Below are 14,988 nucleotides of genomic sequence, written 5' to 3' on the forward strand. Positions count from 1 at the left end.
GTGGTCGCCACTGTCAACGAATATACTTTGAATCAATTAAGGAATTGCTGAAATACTTCGTTCCCTCTGAATACACCAATCTTAGTAAGCTTGAACTTGTCTCCAGATTTTTCGACAAGACCATTTCCGATAAGGGTTTCAAAAGTCTTTCCGTACACTTCATCAAGCGACCGACCAAACTTTTCTTGGAATATAGATGCAGACACACCACCTGCGACTCGTAGCCCAAGAAACATTTCCTCTTCCATCGCTTCAATAGCTGTAACGATGTGCGATTGTTGAAGCGGACGTTCCCCTTGTTCCACTTTTTCCATATATCTTGTAATAGGTCCGATATTTGAATATCGCGTCCCCGATAAATAGCCATGCGCACCCGCTCCGATACCCGCATATGTATCATTTTCCCAGTAAATAAGATTATGGATGGATTCGTGGCCAGGAAATGCGAAATTACTAATTTCATACCGATTTCGTCCCTCTTTTTCCATATGATCCATAAGCATTTGGAACATTTCCGCTTCCATATCTTCACCTGGCAGTGGCAACTTTCCTTTATTCATTAAGTTATAAAACACCGTTTTAGGCTCTACAATAAGGGAGTAACCCGAATAATGAGGAAGTTCAAGCTCGGTTGCCTTAATAAGCGTATCTTGCCATTGTTCCCTAGTTTGCTCCGGCAATCCGTAAATAAGGTCAATGCTAATATTTTCAAAACCGGCTTTTCTAGCATCACCAACAACTCTAGCGGCATCACCAGGGCTATGTGTCCGACCGATTTTCGTCAGCAAGTCAGCGTCAAACGACTGGACCCCGATACTCAACCTGTTTACTCCACCGGCTTTTAAAACGACGAGTTTACCGTATGTTAACTCATCGGGGTTCGCTTCCGTTGAAAACTCTTTTAACGTTGTTACGTCAACATAGTCGTTAATAATACTTAGTAGACGATCCAGTTGTGCTTCAGATAACGATGTTGGCGTTCCTCCACCTAAGAAAACTGTTTCAAGAGAATCGAACGAAATTCCCTCGGCTTTCATCAACGAAAGTTCCTTGCCAATCGATTCGATGTATTGATCAACGGGCTGATTTTTGAAAAACACTTTATTAAAATCACAATAGTGACAGATTTGGTGGCAAAATGGGATGTGAATATACATTCCTCGCATTGTTTAATCTCCTTTAGTAAAGGAAAAAAGGAGGCATGGACGCCCCCTTTTTTCTTTATTAATTTTCGTGGAAAGTTAGTCCTCGTCCATCTTCAATACGGCCATAAAGGCTTCTTGAGGGACTTCAACAGAACCAACCTGTTTCATCCGCTTCTTACCTTCTTTTTGTTTTTCAAGAAGTTTTCGTTTACGGGAAATGTCTCCACCGTAACATTTTGCAAGAACGTTTTTACCCATCGATTTAATTGTCGAACGAGCAACAATTTTGTTTCCGATAGCGGCTTGAACTGGTACTTCGAACTGTTGTCTAGGGATTAGTTTTCGAAGTTTTTCTACGATCGCTTTTCCACGCTCATAAGAGAAGTCGTTATGAACAATAAAGCTCAGCGCATCCACTTGTTCATTATTCAAGAGGATATCCATTTTAACTAATTTAGATTTACGGTAACCAATTAAATCATAGTCAAATGACGCATACCCTTTTGTAGTAGATTTTAATTGGTCGAAAAAGTCATACACAATTTCTGCAAGTGGAAGTTCGTAAATAATATTTACGCGTGACGCATCCAAATAGTCCATCGTCATGAAATTCCCGCGCTTTTTCTGGCAAAGTTCCATTACCGCACCGACATAGTCGTTTGGCACCATAATGGACGCTTTTACATAAGGTTCTTCTACGGACTCTATTTTTTGCGCATTGGGCATCATTGCAGGGTTGTCCACTTTCATTTCAGAACCGTCTGTCATGATGACATTGTAAATAACACTTGGTGCTGTTGTAATTAAATCAATATTAAATTCACGTTCAATACGTTCTTGAATAATTTCCATGTGTAACAAACCGAGGAAACCACAGCGGTATCCAAACCCAAGGGCTTGTGACGTTTCAGCCTCATAATCAAGTGCAGCGTCATTTAACTCGAGCTTTTCAAGTGCTTCACGAAGATCGTTATATTTGGATGTATCGATTGGATACAAGCCACAAAACACCATAGGGTTCATTTTGCGATAACCTGAAAGCGGTTCGGGTGCTGGATGCTCAACGCCTGTTATCGTGTCTCCTACTTGTGTATCCCCTACTTTTTTAATCGATGCAGATAGATAGCCAACATCTCCAACATTTAACTCGTCACGGTGCGTCGCATGGGGTGTGAACACGCCTGTTTCGATTACTTCGAACTCCTTACCCGTACCCATCATTTTAATTTTGTCTCCGGGCTTAATAGACCCATCGACGATACGAATATAGACGATAACTCCTTTATAAGCATCATAATGTGAGTCGAAAATTAGTGCTTTTAAAGGTGCTGCTGGATCGCCTTGTGGTGCAGGGACTTTTTCTACGATTTGCTCTAAAATATCTTCAATACCGATTCCCGCTTTTGCTGAGGCATGAACGGCTTCAGACGTATCGAGTCCAATAATCTCTTCGACTTCTTTTTTGACCCGCTCCGGATCAGCCGCTGGTAAATCGATTTTATTAATGACGGGCAATATTTCAAGGTCATTATCAAGCGCAAGGTAGACGTTTGCAAGCGTCTGTGCTTCTATCCCTTGCGCAGCGTCTACGACGAGTATTGCGCCTTCACATGCGGCTAAACTTCTAGATACTTCGTATGTAAAGTCGACGTGCCCAGGCGTATCAATAAGATGGAATGTATAGTCTTGTCCATCTTTCGCCGTATACGTCAACTGCACGGCATTTAATTTAATTGTGATTCCGCGTTCACGTTCTAAATCCATTGAATCTAGTGTTTGTGATGTCATTTGTCTAGACGTTAGTGTGTTTGTCTTTTCCAATATACGATCGGCTAAAGTAGATTTCCCGTGATCGATATGTGCAATAATTGAAAAGTTACGAATGTTTTTTTGTCGTTCCAATTTTTGTTCTAAATTCATCTCTGTTCACTCCTATTTAAGCTATTTGAATTATAGCAGTGAATAGGACATAGTTCAATATTTGACATTGGAACCGTCCGAAATAACGGATGAAGCCGCCTTTGCAATGACAGCAATCGTCCGATTCAACTCTTCCTCACTGTTGCCGACCCCTCCTAACTCAACAAGAACTATAGCTGGGTTAAGATCCTGATTGTATTTCCCGTCCACGTTATGCCCGCTTTTTTTGACCAAATTGCGTGTAATCCCAGGAACAATTTGTTCCATCTCACCTTTTAATTGGTTTGCCATTGCTTCATTACTTGCAAAGTTGGGATGCTCCATGCCGATAACGAACGCAACTTTTGCATACCTTTCACTATTATGCACAATTGTCGTCTTGTCGGGACCAATCGAATCCCTATGAAGATCGATAATCAGGTCATAATTCACTTCTTTGATACGCTTTTCTACATGCGGTCGAATCGCTTTATAAGCATTTTTATGCGGCACTTGAACGGGTAAAATATCTGTTTCAAATCCATTGACGTCAAGTTGATTTTTCAGCTTTTCGCCAAACTTCATAATATTTTCAGTTTGATGCGACACAGCAACTTTACCGTTCTTTGCCTTAGTAACTTGCTCGTATGCTTCTTGTGAATGAGTGAAGTAAAGAAGTGCTTTTCCTCCAACCAGTTCCGGAGTTTGCTCTTCCGTAACATTTGCAGCAAAAACGATTTCGCCGGGCTCTCTTATAAGCTTCAACGATTTTGTCGTTCCACCGTCGGGAAGATAGTTAATAAAAACTGGAAATAGAAAAAGGAAAAGAATAAGTGCGCACCAAATCTTCAACGTTTTTTTCATTGGGCATCCCTCCGTTCTCCAATTATATGCACTGGAAAACGTGTCAATGACTGTTTTTTTATCTATTGTATTGAACCTACTTAGTATATATAAACACCAATCTTTATTTTTGTTTAATCCGATTTACCCACTCGGATAGCGAAGTAGACAGTGTCTCAGCATAAAGAAAAACCCAGGAGTCGATCTCCTTTGGTGAAATGAATGTATTAAGTTCGTGGGTCGTTAAGACTTCTTCAAACAGTTGGATACGATCCTCATGCGGCCACTCTGCCCAATCTCCAAAAATAGGCGTTAACTTGGAACGATCCGCATCTTTATCCTCTGAGCGCAGCCAAGGGGTAACCGATAACCTTGAAGAGGGATTGTCTTTTTCACTTATTTTAGAAGCGATATAACCAAACATCGTGTTAATGGCATCCGCAATCAATACCGGCCCATCTACGACTGTTGGAATACCAATCGCGATAACAGGCATCCCCATTGTTTGTTCGGAAACTTCTTTTCGACTGTTTCCAACTCCAGAACCTGGATGAATGCCCGTATTCGTCAATTGAATTGTTCGACATAGCCTAGATGAATCTCGGGCAGCAAGCGCATCAATTACAATAAGTAAATCGGGTTTTATTTCCGCTGCAACGGCCTTTACAAAGTCCGCTGTTTCAAGGCCAGTTTGGATTGTCACTCCCGGCGCATAAACAAATACTTCACTTCCATCCTCAGAATAGTATTCAGGAACTACGTTGCGCATGACATCCATAGTAAGCGGACCTACTGCATCTGGTGTAATATCTCTGTTGCCAAGACCAATGAACAATATTTTCCCTTTAGATAGGGAAGGAATGTCTTGAACCATTTCTTCAAGTTTTTCAATGAGTACATGTGACATTTCAGCCAAACCATCCATATCCTCACTTGTCAGCGTCGGAATGGTTAATGTTACATATGACCCTTTTTTCTTCCCTATTCGTTCAGCACCAGTGTCGTCGACCACTACATTTGTCACTATAACCCGTCCAACTCTTGACTCTTCGAAAGAAATACCGTCTGCGGATTTCAGTCGATCTTTTTCTGATGCTGTACGATGACGCACCATTTCTTCGCTTTCATCAACAAGATCCGTTCTGTAAAAATCATACGGTTCCATGAAATCACCTCATTCTGAAGTTTGCCCGATGTGTCAATGAAATATTCTTTACGCTTTTATTATTGCATTTGAGTTGTTTATTTGCTAAAATAATTCTTGTTATGAAAGAGATATCCTTTGAAACTTGGAAACACTCTTGCCTTACCTGAAATTGGAGGTGAATGAAATGCCAAACATTAAATCTGCGATTAAAAGTGTGAAACAAAACGCAGCAAAAAACGTTCAAAATTCTCATGCAAAAGCTACTATGCGTACAGCAGTACGTAAAGCTGAAGTTGCACTTGAAAATAAAGACGAAAATGCTACTGAACTTCTTAGAGCAGCAATCAAACTATCTGATACTGCTGCACGTAAAGGCCTTATCCACAAAAATACTGCATCACGTCAAAAAGCACGTCTTACGAAAAAAGCACTATAATCTTCAAAAAGACCGTCCGGTTTTCCGGACGGTCTTTTTATTTTCGGATACCTTGCATAAAAAACAACTCTAAAATTCGTTCTCGTTTTCCACTTGTTGATTTTAATTTATAATCAATCGTGGCAAGATTGTTTAATATGTCCAATAATCGTTTTTCACTTGGCATCATTCGATTTTCCATCATTAGCTTCACACGATATGGATGCACTTTTACCGTTTTGGCAATCTGATGTTGTTGATATCCTTTTTTACGTAACGACTGCACATGAACCATTAGACGAATTTGCCCGGATATAAGGGATGTAAGCATAATCGGTTCCTCGCCATTTCTAAGAAGATCGTGGTAAATTGAAACTGTTTCCGATACTTTACCGGCAAGATAAGCATCCGTTAGTCTAAACACATCCATTTCCGGAGTGCGCGGAACAAGCATTTCAATAACTTCTAATGTTATTTCTCCTTCACCGCCTAAATACATTGCCATCTTCTGGATTTCAGTTGCAAGTGATAATAGACTATCCCCAGCTACGTCAATTAGTTGTCCAGCTACTTCGGGAGTAATTTGTGTACCATTCGAGTTTGCTTCTTGTTGAATCCACGTTGTAAGGTCTTTACCTTGAAGGCGATTCCCCTCAATAACTGTTGTCATTTTTTGCATTATTTTCGTTATCTTTTTCCTGCCGTCCAACTTCTCATAAGGCGCTATGAAAACAACCGTTGCGGTTGGTGAAGGATTAGCCAACCATGTTTCAAGCATGTCCAAATTATGTGTCACTTTTTCTTTTCCTTTATCTTGCGCTGTCAAAAAGGATGCATTTCCCGCCAGTATAAGTTTACGATCTTCCAAGAAAGGTAATGTATCTGCTTCTTCTAAAACAGTTTCAATTGGCGTTTCTTCAAGATCGAATCGAATGACAGATGTGTCATCAATGACTGGAATTGCTTTTTTTAATCGTTCTATTGTTGTATCGAATATATGCTGTTCGAGTCCGGTCAATAAATAGACAGAATCGATTGTACCTGCCGCGATTTTCTTCCACGTAGCGTTCGCCATCATTTCACCTCTTCAATTCATACATCCAATTATACAATAAGAAAAAAAAACTGTTTGAACAAATTGTGTCTTTTATATTATAATACGCATTTAAAACGTCTTGCTATGGATTTTTTTTGCTGTATCACTTATACTATAGTGGAATTAGGAGGTGTAGCAATGAATGAATTTGAACATGACGTTCAGTCAAAACGTAATGATTTTATTGATTCTGCCATTGGTTTTCTTGTAGCTTTTGGATTCTTTTCTTTGATCTTTATTATTGCTACAATTGTCGACGTCATAGCCGGCTAACACAAATGATAAAAAACAGACATGCAGTTCCCCAGATGGGGTTGCATGTCTGTTTTTATTTTGCCATTGATGATACTGAAACGTTTTCTTTTTTGACAGTTACCGTAATCGACCCATGATTCGCCGTTGTCATTGTTGGCAAACCTAATTCAGCGAAAGTTTCTTTGACCTCTTCATGCGGATGCCCATACAAATTATTTTTACCCGCAGAAAAAATAGTTAATTGGGGTTGAAGCTTCTCAATGAAAGGTGCAGTACTCGATGTTTTACTTCCATGATGCCCTGCTTTTAAAATAATTGGACCAAAGTCCACCTTTTCATATTTCCGCAAAAAATTAGCTTCCGCATCTTTTTCCATATCTCCTGCAAATAAAAAATTAGCGCCCATAGTATTCATATATAAAACGAGCGAACTATTATTTCCCACATACTCTTCATCTTGCGGCCCTACATACTTAAATGCAGTTCGTCCATCCTTCCAATAAACACCGTCTTTCATTCGGAGAATCGGCACTTTCTTTTTTGCCGCGATACGCAGAAGATCCTCCATTTCTTTTTCGGTATCACTTCCAGGAGTTATATGGATTTCACCTACACGAATCTCTTCTACGATTTCGTCCGCTCCTTCGACATGATCTGCATGTGCGTGCGAAATAATTAGTTTATCAATCTTTGTAATGCCTCGACCTTTTAGATAAGGTACAACAATTTTTCTTCCTACTTCAAATCGTTGTTCTGGGGTTTTCCAACTGTCTTCCCCAAATGATACAGTTCCACCCGTATCGATGACATAAACGGCTTTTCTATGAGGAAGTTCTATCACCGCGCTATCCCCTTGACCAACATCAAGGTAAGTCACTCTCCACGTACTATCCATGTATGGAAGAAAATGAATAACGAGCGCAGGAATTACCGCAAACGGCAAACATCGGCGCAATAAAGCGCCTTCTTCATACTTGACAAAAAAGTAAAGTACGCCAACTACAGCGAAAACCGTCTCCGCTGAACTTAGTTTTCCCGGTGTCCATAGCTGATAAGGTAAAGAAGCTAACCAATTGGTTAAAAAGCTGATAAATTCCCGGAAAGGAACATAAAAAACAAATAATACTTCTGCAGCTAAAGGATAAATCCATGTGACAAGCAAAAGGATGATATTTGCTGGCAATATAATAATCGAATATAACGGCACATAAAAAATGTTCACAAAAAATGATGATAAAGAAAGCTCGTAAAAGTGAAACAATAAAATCGGATATAAAGCAAGTTGGCTAATCGATGTAACGAGAAAAGATGCGCCGAGAAACGTCTTTGCTTTTGCTAATATTTCCGAAGAAAGTACGAGTGAAAATGCGGCGATATAAGACAGCTGAAAACCCGGCTGAAAAACAACAAATGGCTGATATAAGATAAAGATGATTGCACTAACTGCAAGCGCATCATCGAGTCTTACTTTCCTTTCACCTAAAGACGTCAGCAGCACAAGAACCGTTACTGAAACAGCACGCCATACCGAAGGCGCCCCACCTGCAAGGACCGCGTAGATCGGCAAGAGGACCATTAAGAGCATGTCCACGGTTTCCTTCCTTAAGGCCAACCTCAATAGCAACTCCCGAAGCATGAAGGCAAGGAGCCCTACATGAAGCCCTGAAATTGCAAACAAATGTGTAATTCCTAGACGTCTGTAAGTACTTGCTTCTTCTTCATCCATTCCACTGCGATCACCAATCAGGAGCGCTTCAGCTTCTACAACTAGCGTTTCTGGGAAAACAGCCGCAATATGTTGCTTTACTTTCCGGCGTTGATTGGCAAGGCGGGTTCCAATATTCGTACTCATTTCTGCGTGAAGTAACATTTCCGTTTCAAATATCCCTGAAGCCCCATACATTTTCATATATCTATTCATATCGAAAGAATAAGTATGGGAAGGTATATCTGGTTCAAGAAAATCCCCTGAAAATGTAAATAGTGCCGAAGGAAGGTTGAGTTCAGCGAAAGTCATTTTTTCTTTTTCGTCCTTAAACTTATAAACTGCATAGATTGTTTCACCCGTAGATGTTTTTGCAAATCCTTTTAATCTTCCCCCGTCAATTTTCGCATTATCTGACCAAGTTAAAGACAGTGTCGCTGGAACGGGTGTGGAAACGATTGGTAACGTATTTGAAATATAAAAAAAAGAAAGAATTGCGGCTAGAACTGAGAGGAGTGGTGTAAGAAGATCCTTTTTTCTATGAAAAAAGACGGGGAGTAAAAACAAGTTAAGTACTAATAAATAAACCGGGCCGTATGCGGAAAAAACCGATACAGCAACCGGTATTGCAATATACACAAAGCGTATTCGTGCTATTATTTCCCAAATAAGTCATTCACCCTTTGCATTAAAGGGCCCAATTCTTTATCGTCAGCGCCAAGCTGTTGCATCTTTTGAAGCATATCGTTAACAAGTTCAAACTTACCATTTCCAGAGAAATCAACTTTTCTTTCGTCAAACGGAATATGTTGAACGGAAACTCCAGATTGAGCGAATAACTTCATTGCATAGTCGTCGTTTTTATAATCCAACGCGTAACAAACATGATTAATACCAGCCTGAATGATTGCTTTTGTACATTGTAAACAAGGAAAGTGAGTCACGTAAACCGATGCCCCCGCAACAGGTATTCCGTATTTCGAGCACTGCAACAATGCATTCATTTCCGCGTGAATCGTTCGCACACAATGATTGCCTACGACGTAACAACCATGATCGATGCAATGGTCTCCTCCGGAAATGGAACCGTTATAACCTCCCGCGATAATCCGATTTTCCCTCACGAGTATAGCTCCGACAGAAAGCCTTGTACACGTACTTCGCAACGCTAAAAGATGGCACTGGGCCATGAAAAATTGGTCCCAAGTAATTCTCTCCATATGTATGCCTCCTTAATAGTACTTTTCGTAAATTAGCGTAAAACTAGTTCGCTTACTTTATTTTAATAAAACTTTCAAGTTTATCAAAGGTTTTTTGTCCAATTCCCGAAACTTTCATAAGATCGGTAGTCGCACTGAAAAGACCGTGCTCTTCACGATACGCTATAATCGCCGCGGCTTTTGAAGGTCCAATGCCCGGAATGGTCATTAGTCCGGCTTCATCCGACGTATTTATGTTAACGCTTCCTTCGCTGGCAGTGCTGGGAGTAGATGAAGGTTCCGAAACTACATTCAGTGTACTTTCAGGAACTTCTTCTCCTTCTAAAGGAACGTATATTACAAATTCATCGGCCAATTTCATGGCGTGATTTAACATACGTGAATCTGCATTTGGTAAATAACCACCTGCTGCACTAATTGCATCGACTAGCCGGTCGCCTTCTTGCATTGTATAAACACCGGGATGCAAAACAGCCCCTTTCACATCTACTATGATGAGATTAGGCGCATCATCAACAACAATTTCTTCAAGTTTGGGCTCTTCTATTAGTTCTGGGAATGGGTTTTGGTCGCTCATAACAATGTTCGCACTATTCGATTGTTCTCGGGGAAAGAACAAAAAAAACAATAATGCAGCGAATATGATAATGGGGATTAAAAACTTACGCCAATTGCTGGATACAAACGAAAGAAACAGTACAGTCACCCTTTCTTTAGCAGCATCCATATGGAGTCCACTCCATTATATATGAATGTCTGCTATTTTCAAAGGGTTATTTACATACTTGGTAGAATATTCTTTCACTTTCTTCATGCGGTGGTTCATCTTCCCAATCAGAAAAAATTCTTTCAATTGAAAAACCAATATTCTCAAGCATTTCAACATAATCTTGCACGGAAAATGTCCTTTGGAGATGAACTTCATCAAATCGTTTATACAAACCATCTGCATTTCGAACAAAAAACGCAAGTTCAGAATAGACCGAGTGCGGTTTGTCCCCTTCTTCCGCTTCCCATATGTAAGAAATACGACCGTTATCGAATGTAAACGGTCCTTCCATAAAGATTTCATCTGTTTTAAATGTTGAGTGCACGTCAAATAAAAGTACACCGCCTGCTTTAAGTGCATTGTAAACTTTTGTTAATGTACTTATGACTTCGTCGCGTTCCACGACATAGTTTAACGAATCGATAGGAATCACCGCGACATCGTATTCCTCAAAACCTTCAAGGTGTTGCATTGGCTGTTCGACAAATATAATCGGTAACGAATGTGCGTATGCACGCTGCTTCGCCACTGTGATCATTTCCGGAGAAATATCGATGCCTGTTACGTTGGCTCCCATTTTTGCAAGCTTGACGGATAATAACCCCGTTCCGCAACCGATGTCTAGAATCTTCTTTCCATCTAGTCCACCGGCTGCGAGCTGAATTAGTTCCGTGTATATGTCATACGGAATATCGGCCATTAATTCATCATAGACGGAGGCGAACTCCGAATACGCCCGATTCATTCTTTGTCAGCCATCTCTAAAAATGGCGCGTCGCCCCAATGTTTTTCAAGGTTATAATAACCACGTTCGTCTTTATGGAATACATGAACTACGACATCTCCAAGGTCCACAAGAATCCATCGACCTAAGTCAAATCCTTCAAGTCTTTTTACTGCATAACCTGCTTTAGATGCTTGGTCGGCAATTTCTCTTGCGATAGATTGCACTTGTCTTTCCGAGTTTGCATGACAAATTACGAATTGGTCTGCGATAATCGAGACGCCCTCCATATTAAGTACTACGATATCTTCTGCTTTTTTATCGTCTGCTGCGTTATATGCTAACGTAAGTAATGATGTTGTCATTCTTTCACTCTTCCTTCCTAATGGTTTAATCTTTAGTTGTTTTTCCTTTAACATGATCATTGTAACAATCAATTGAATCCGGAAAAACCGGTACTTTTTTTGAAACAAGAAATAGTATGGACTGTTGGATGCAAGCTCCCATCGCAAAATCGATACTTTCTTCAGCGAGTTCTCTTAATGCGTCCACGCCTGGAAAGTCTCGCCCAGGCTCTATCATATCAGACACATATAATAACTTCTCTAAAAGAGACATGTTTGTACGGCCTGTCGTATGATACCGTATGGCGTTTAATATGTCTTCATCCGCAATACCAAATTCATCCCGTGCAATAATTGCCCCTACTGGAGCGTGCCATAATTCCTTATGGAAATTGGAAAGGCGACTATCGACATTTTCTTTTTCCATAATCGATAACAATAATGCCCCATCCATAGCTTTTGCAATGTCGTGAAAAAGAGCTGCATTTATCGCCTTTTCAACTGGAAGATTATGCATTTTGGCAAGTCTTACGGAAGTCTCCATCACACGCAGTACATGCTCATAGCGTTTGGCAGGCATTCGGTTTTCGATTTCACTTTTCAGTTTTACGGGATCCATAAAGACCCTCCTTGCGAATAAACGCTTCGACAGCGGGTGCTAGTAGAAATCGGACTGTATCGCCTTCTTCAAACCGGTTACGTATTAACGTTGACGATAAATCGATTTGAGGTATCGTAACAGTCGTCAAAGGAAACTCTGTTTGCCCTTCGTAGCCGGGACGATTCACACCGACAAACTTAACAAGCTTGACGAGTTCCTCAATCCGGTACCAAGTTGGAAGAGCATCTATCATATCGCCACCAATAATGAAATAAAATTCTACATCGGGCTCTATTTCAATGAGTTCCCTTACTGTATCGTACGTGTAAGAAATGCCCCCGCGCTCGACTTCATATGAACTCACGGTTAGACCTTCAACATCCATTGCGGCGAGATTCGCCATATGAAGGCGCTGGTAAGCTGTTGCATCACCAGGGGCGGTCTTATGTGGCGGTGCCGCGTTGGGCATCAACCGAACTTCGTCAAGTCCAAGCGCGTGCTTCACTTCGTTCCCAATGAGTAAATGACCAAGATGCGGAGGGTTAAATGTCCCACCGAGTATTCCAATCTTTTTCATTGGTCGTCCTCCTTACGGTAACTCAATACGCTTTTTCTCAATGGACTCCTTGTACAATACGATGATGTTGCCGATTACTTGAACGACCTTAATTCCGTCTTGTTCAGCAAGTTTACCCGCGATTTCGTTTTTATCTTCATCGCAGTTTTGTAAAATATTCACTTTAATTAATTCTTTCGCTTCAAGCGCTTCTTCAATTTGGTGAATAACGGCTTCTGTTAAACCGTTCTTCCCAATTTGAAATAATGGTTGTAAGTGGTTTGCATTGCTGCGCAGAAATCTTTTTTGTTTACCTGTTAACATAAGAACCTCCAAGGTTTACTGTAATTTTTTCAATCATTTTTTCCGTATTTGGTCGAACACTCGTCCACTTTTGAAAAGCAAGTGCTCCTTGATGAACAAACATTCCCGTACCGTTTATTATTCGTCCTTTGCGTTTCCGGGCTTCAGCAAGAAACTCTGTTTCAAGTGGATTATAAATAATGTCTGCAACAATCGTTCCCTCAACCAAATTCTTAGGGTTGAGTGGCATACCCTCTGTTGCAAAACTCATCCCAACTGAAGTCGTTTGGACAACCAATCCGAATTCAGCAAGGGAATCTTCTGTCTCAGCTATTGAACGAACCGATGAATTCGGCAGTTCGTCCGACAGTTTTTGCGCTTTTTCAAGCGTTCGATTCGTAAATACAATAGGCCCATATCCCGCGGCATGAAGCGCATAGCCAATCCCGCGAGCTGCACCGCCAGCTCCGATAACTACTATTTTTTTGTTATCCACTTGGTTGGCATACGCCTCTTCTAAAGAACGAACAAACCCTTCCCCATCCGTATTGGAGCCGACCAACGTGCCATCTGGACGTACTTCGACGGTGTTGACCGCATTCATCATTTCCGCATAGGGATCAATTCGATCTAGAAAAGGGATGATTGCACTTTTATGTGGAACCGTTACATTCCACCCACTGCAACCGAGCCTTTTTAAACTTTCGACAGCTTGCCCAAGCTCCTCTTCTTTAACACGAATTGGAACATACGAAGCATCTATCCCATTTTCACTAAACCAACTATCATGCATTGCTGGAGACATTGATTGTCCAATTGGATCACCAATGACTGCGTACCATTTTTTCATGTAAGTAGACCCCCTTTAAATAAGCGAAGATCGCAGAACTACATCCACACCACGCGGCGCATGAACAGCAACTACAACATTCGGATGTTGTATAGTAATCCAACCAAGGCCAGATATTACAATGTCTGTCTTCTCGTTTTTAATCGAAAATTCATGGCGAACGAGCGGTGGCATTTTTTCAATTGACTCACCAGAAGGCGGAGAAAGCATCTTCCCTAAATGATTTTCATATAGCGTATCCGCATTTTCTAGTTTCGTCCTATGAATTTGCAAGTCATTCGAAACATAAATCATAAATGAAGAACGTTTCCCTGATATGAAATCAAATCGGGCAAGTCCACCAACAAATAACGTCTGTTCGGCATTTAGTTGGAAAACTTTCGGTTTCAATTCTTTTTTAGGTGTAATTGCTTTCAAATCACTTGTATCTAAATGGTGTGCAATTTGATGATTGTTAATAATTCCAGGTGTATCATAAATAGCTTTCCCGTCATCCAATGGAATTTCAACAAGATCTAACGTCGTTCCCGGGAAATGAGATGTTGTAATTACTTCACCAACACCTGTCGCTCCTTTGATAATTCGGTTAATAAACGTAGATTTACCGACATTCGTACAACCAACGACGTATACATCTTTTCCACGTCGTATTTTATCAATTGCCGTAAGCGCCTCTTCCATGCCGTGTCCTTTATGGGAGGACACGAGAAGAACGTCAACTGGTTTCAAACCAAGTTTAACCGCCTCCGCGCGCATCCAGTTAATAAGACGGTTTGGATTTATTGATTTCGGTAAAAGATCTGATTTATTTCCAATCAATAAAATATCTTTATTTCCAACGAAACGATGAAGTCCAGAAATCCAGCTACCGTTAAAATCGAAAATATCAACGATTTTAACGACGATTCCGTCTTTCATACCAATTCCATTTAAGATTTTCAGAAAATCGTCTTCTGTAAGAGATACAGGCTGTAATTCATTGTAATTACGCAATCTAAAACAACGACGACAAATCACTTCTTCTTTATCTAATGATGCTGGCGGTGCATACCCTTCTACTTTTGGGTTTTCGGTTTGAATCGCAATTCCGCATCCAATACACTTTAGTTCTTCCAC

17 protein-coding genes are annotated in these 14,988 nt (G+C 40.6%); 2 read left to right on the plus strand and 15 right to left on the minus strand.

Translation table 11 applies throughout. The features are described from left to right. Nucleotides 1-32 precede the first annotated feature (32 nt). From hemW to gpr, 4 genes are all read right to left on the minus strand, one after another. Complete coding sequence (gene hemW, locus KSU66_RS12860) at nucleotides 33-1,166, minus strand: radical SAM family heme chaperone HemW (protein WP_269051866.1); 1,134 nt, start codon at nucleotides 1,164-1,166, stop codon at nucleotides 33-35. Nucleotides 1,167-1,241: 75 nt separating this feature from the next. Continuing rightward, on the minus strand, nucleotides 1,242-3,065 hold the full coding sequence (lepA, locus tag KSU66_RS12865) for a translation elongation factor 4 (protein ID WP_269051867.1): 1,824 nt from the start codon (nucleotides 3,063-3,065) through the stop codon (nucleotides 1,242-1,244). A gap of 54 nt (nucleotides 3,066-3,119) precedes the next feature. After that, on the minus strand, nucleotides 3,120-3,908 hold the full coding sequence (gene spoIIP / locus KSU66_RS12870) for a stage II sporulation protein P (RefSeq protein WP_269051868.1): 789 nt from the start codon (nucleotides 3,906-3,908) through the stop codon (nucleotides 3,120-3,122). Between the two features lie 103 nt (nucleotides 3,909-4,011). Then, nucleotides 4,012-5,052: a GPR endopeptidase gene (gpr, locus tag KSU66_RS12875; RefSeq protein ID WP_269051869.1), complete on the minus strand. Its 1,041-nt coding sequence runs from the start codon at nucleotides 5,050-5,052 to the stop codon at nucleotides 4,012-4,014. 166 nt (nucleotides 5,053-5,218) lie between these two features. Between gpr and rpsT the strand changes: the two genes are divergently transcribed. Next, nucleotides 5,219-5,470 carry a 30S ribosomal protein S20 gene (gene rpsT, locus KSU66_RS12880; RefSeq protein ID WP_269051870.1) on the plus strand — a complete coding sequence of 84 codons (252 nt, stop codon included), beginning with the start codon at nucleotides 5,219-5,221 and terminating at the stop codon, nucleotides 5,468-5,470. Between the two features lie 37 nt (nucleotides 5,471-5,507). On the opposite strand, the gene holA is transcribed toward rpsT, so the two are convergent. Continuing rightward, entirely contained in the window at nucleotides 5,508-6,524 is a 1,017-nt protein-coding gene (holA, locus tag KSU66_RS12885; RefSeq protein ID WP_269051871.1) for a DNA polymerase III subunit delta, read from the minus strand. 159 nt (nucleotides 6,525-6,683) lie between these two features. Between holA and KSU66_RS12890 the strand changes: the two genes are divergently transcribed. Continuing rightward, nucleotides 6,684-6,818: a YqzM family protein gene (locus KSU66_RS12890; RefSeq protein ID WP_269051872.1), complete on the plus strand. Its 135-nt coding sequence runs from the start codon at nucleotides 6,684-6,686 to the stop codon at nucleotides 6,816-6,818. 55 nt (nucleotides 6,819-6,873) lie between these two features. On the opposite strand, the gene KSU66_RS12895 is transcribed toward KSU66_RS12890, so the two are convergent. The 10 genes from KSU66_RS12895 to yqeH are packed head-to-tail and all read right to left on the minus strand — an operon-like array spanning nucleotide 6,874 to nucleotide 14,988. Next, nucleotides 6,874-9,144, minus strand: a complete 2,271-nt coding sequence (locus tag KSU66_RS12895; protein ID WP_269051873.1) for a DNA internalization-related competence protein ComEC/Rec2 — start codon at nucleotides 9,142-9,144, stop codon at nucleotides 6,874-6,876. Nucleotides 9,145-9,161: 17 nt separating this feature from the next. Next, on the minus strand, nucleotides 9,162-9,725 hold the full coding sequence (locus KSU66_RS12900) for a ComE operon protein 2 (protein ID WP_269051874.1): 564 nt from the start codon (nucleotides 9,723-9,725) through the stop codon (nucleotides 9,162-9,164). Nucleotides 9,726-9,777: 52 nt separating this feature from the next. Further along, entirely contained in the window at nucleotides 9,778-10,452 is a 675-nt protein-coding gene (locus KSU66_RS12905) for a helix-hairpin-helix domain-containing protein (protein ID WP_269051875.1), read from the minus strand. Between the two features lie 46 nt (nucleotides 10,453-10,498). Next, nucleotides 10,499-11,239: a class I SAM-dependent DNA methyltransferase gene (locus KSU66_RS12910; RefSeq protein WP_269051876.1), complete on the minus strand. Its 741-nt coding sequence runs from the start codon at nucleotides 11,237-11,239 to the stop codon at nucleotides 10,499-10,501. Then, nucleotides 11,236-11,583, minus strand: coding sequence for a ribosome silencing factor (gene rsfS / locus KSU66_RS12915; protein WP_269051877.1), 348 nt, complete (start codon nucleotides 11,581-11,583; stop codon nucleotides 11,236-11,238). Before rsfS ends, KSU66_RS12910 begins: the two co-directional genes overlap by 4 nt. Nucleotides 11,584-11,608: 25 nt before the next feature. Continuing rightward, entirely contained in the window at nucleotides 11,609-12,181 is a 573-nt protein-coding gene (yqeK, locus tag KSU66_RS12920; RefSeq protein ID WP_269051878.1) for a bis(5'-nucleosyl)-tetraphosphatase (symmetrical) YqeK, read from the minus strand. Further along, nucleotides 12,156-12,740 (minus strand): nicotinate-nucleotide adenylyltransferase, encoded by a 585-nt coding sequence (locus KSU66_RS12925; protein WP_269051879.1) that lies wholly within the window; start codon nucleotides 12,738-12,740, stop codon nucleotides 12,156-12,158. The genes yqeK and KSU66_RS12925 overlap by 26 nt, the downstream gene beginning before the upstream one ends. 12 nt (nucleotides 12,741-12,752) lie before the next feature. After that, nucleotides 12,753-13,043: a ribosome assembly RNA-binding protein YhbY gene (yhbY, locus tag KSU66_RS12930; protein ID WP_269051880.1), complete on the minus strand. Its 291-nt coding sequence runs from the start codon at nucleotides 13,041-13,043 to the stop codon at nucleotides 12,753-12,755. Then, nucleotides 13,030-13,872 (minus strand): shikimate dehydrogenase, encoded by an 843-nt coding sequence (aroE, locus tag KSU66_RS12935; protein ID WP_269051881.1) that lies wholly within the window; start codon nucleotides 13,870-13,872, stop codon nucleotides 13,030-13,032. The genes yhbY and aroE overlap by 14 nt, the downstream gene beginning before the upstream one ends. A 15-nt stretch (nucleotides 13,873-13,887) precedes the next feature. Beyond that, the gene (gene yqeH / locus KSU66_RS12940) at nucleotides 13,888-14,988 is read right to left on the minus strand and encodes a ribosome biogenesis GTPase YqeH (protein WP_269051882.1); all 1,101 of its coding nucleotides are present in this window, start codon (nucleotides 14,986-14,988) and stop codon (nucleotides 13,888-13,890) included.

This window comes from Sporosarcina sp. G11-34 (assembly GCF_026931025.1).